The organism is Mycobacterium sp. (assembly GCF_049278535.1).
Taxonomy (GTDB): domain Bacteria; phylum Actinomycetota; class Actinomycetes; order Mycobacteriales; family Mycobacteriaceae; genus Mycobacterium.
In genome coordinates this window covers 1-2,445 of sequence record NZ_JBAPMI010000168.1, presented here as the reverse complement: position 1 = coordinate 2,445, position 2,445 = coordinate 1, and the positions used below count along the sequence as shown (strand labels likewise).

Below are 2,445 nucleotides of genomic sequence, written 5' to 3'. Positions count from 1 at the left end.
CGTGTGCCTTGGCGGCCAGATTCAGCAGTGACGCATCGGCTTTCGCTCGCACGGCGTCTTGGACCATGTCGGTGACCGCGTCCGGCGTCATGGCCGCCAGTCGCACGAAGGTGGCATTCGCGCGTTGCAGCACTGACAGCGTCTCCTGTATCGCCGGACCGCCGGCCCCGGTGCGGGCGGTCAATACCCAGAGCACCGCCACGTCCGGGCGCGCGGTGGCCAGTGACCGCAGTGCCAACAGCGTGCCGTTATCAGCCCAGTGAATGTCCTCCAACACAATCACCAGCGGCTCCTGCAGGGCCGCGGCATGAATCGCGTCGGCCAGATCGTGCACCACCCAGTAGCGCAGATCTGCCGAGCCGCCAAGTTTGCGCAGCGCCTCGGCGTCTCCCACCGGGGGATCGGCGTTGAGTGTGGCCATGAACAGCGAGAAAAACGGCACGGTTTGCTGATACTCGAACGCCTCACCGAACAACGTGCGCACCCCGGATTTGTCGGCCAGCGCCAACACCTCAGTCAACAGGCGGCTCTTGCCGATGCCGGGTGGGCCCTCGATGACCAGCACGTCCCCGCGCCCCTGGCCCACCGCGGCAACCATGGCGCCGATCACCTTCAGCTCGTCTGCCCGCCCGCGAATCGGCGGAGTGACCAGCCGCTGGCCGCCGACGTCAAAAAGGCCGGTTGAAGGGCGCACCGGGTGTCCTGTTCACGATGTACCGGATGCTACTGAACTGCACGTCATTGTAGGCCGGGCCACGTCATCTATTTGGTTTTGCTTCGATCAATCCGAGTGGCGCATGAGTTGCGTCAATTGAGCGCGGGAAGCGACGCCCAGCTTGGCAAACGCATTGCGTACGTGGGTTTTCACCGTGTGAGGGGACAGCTGCAGTTGCTGCGCGACGGAGCGGTTGGTCAACCCTTCAGCGATCAGATTGATCACCGTGAGTTCGGAGTCGGTGAGGCTGTCCCAGCCCGATTTTGCCCGTGGGTGGGTGATGATGCGCCGTTCGACGCCTAATCGGCGCAGCGTGCGGCCGACCCGGCGGGCATCGGCGAGGGCTTCGCATTCCACGAAAGTGTCGAATGCCTTATTGAGGTTCTCGATTGCCTCCGGATCGCGCCCTGCACGCGCTAATTCGCCCGCAGCGTCCTCGGCGGCACCGGCATAAAGAAGCGGACGCCACGGACTCAACGCGTCGGCCGCTTCCAGCAGCGCATCGGCGTCGCGTTCCAGGATTCCGCGAGCTTCCTGTGCGACCGCCGCGAACAACGCCACCCCGGGGCGCTCGCGTTCGAGCACCTCGATGCTCTGCAGCACTCGCGCGCGCAACCCGGCATCACCGGCAGCTGACGCCACCCGCGACATCAAGATGACCTGGTCTAACACGTTCGGCCACAGCGGTGTGATGACACGCGTGTTCTGGCCCATGAGCCAGCGCACCGCATCGTGCACGTCGCCACGCTGCCACGCGGCAAGCGCGGCCACGTAAGCCGCGCCGCAGGACATTAACGGCGAGGTGCTGGAATATAGCCCCAGCGCCTCAGACACCAAGTCTTGCAATAACTTTCGGTCATCTGTCCGTGCGGCTACATCAGCCAGAACGAGTATCCGCTCAATGTTGACTTCGGTACTGTTCGCCCATTCACGCCGGGGCAGTGCCTCGATGGTGTCACGCGCCGTGGCTAAACGACCCGCCGCCGCATGAACCATCCCGCCCAGGTGGGTCCAACCGGGAAGCGCCATCGCGTTGCGCTCGCGATGCGCTTTCTGGGTACCCAGGGCAACCTGCGCGCCGGCTTCCTCCAAGCTGCCAGTGCAAACGATCAGGCCTGCGCGGCGCTTGGCCGCGTATATGCCGCCGAAGGTCGCCTCGCCGCTGCGGGTCAACGCTTCTACCTCGTCCATGCGCCGAAGCGCGCGCACCGCATAACCGTCCTGATAGTCAATCAGGGCAAGCGCGGTGTCGCTGATGATCCGGGCTTCTAAATCACCGGTCGCCGTGGCCGCAGCCGCCGCCACGTTCGCGGCCGAGGCGTCCGCCTGGAAGCCGTTGACCACCTCGAAGTAGACCAACCATGCCTGATGGCGCGCCCTGGTGATGTCGTTGATGCCGACCAACCGCAGTGCGCGACGGATCTCGGCAATGCGTTGCTCCGGGTCCTCGATTCCCGCGGCCATCCCCAGCCGAATCTCGGCTTCGTCGTCTTGTGACAGCTCCGTGGCGAGCGCGCTGTCGGCAAGGTCTTGGGCCTCGTCATATCGGGTGGCCCGATTCAGCCACTCCACCGTTTCGGAGACGAGTGACCCGTAGTCAAGGTCGTCGGTGGGCAATAGCTCCAACGCGCGCCTGCTCAATTCGGCGGCCGCGCTCGCGTCGCCGCGGCCGACCGATTGGGCGGCTTGGCGCAGCGCGTCGATCGCCTCTCGGTCTCCCGGCTCGGCGC

General features: G+C 65.3%; 2 protein-coding genes. Both read right to left on the bottom strand.

Translation table 11 applies throughout. The features are described 5' to 3' along the window. Positions 1-694 (bottom strand): AAA family ATPase (locus tag WAO18_RS11200; protein WP_422206353.1); only part of this gene is annotated, 694 nt, incomplete at its 3' end. Between the two features lie 87 nt (positions 695-781). Continuing rightward, a partial coding sequence (locus WAO18_RS11195) for a helix-turn-helix transcriptional regulator (protein WP_422206352.1) occupies positions 782-2,445 on the bottom strand: 1,664 nt, incomplete at its 5' end.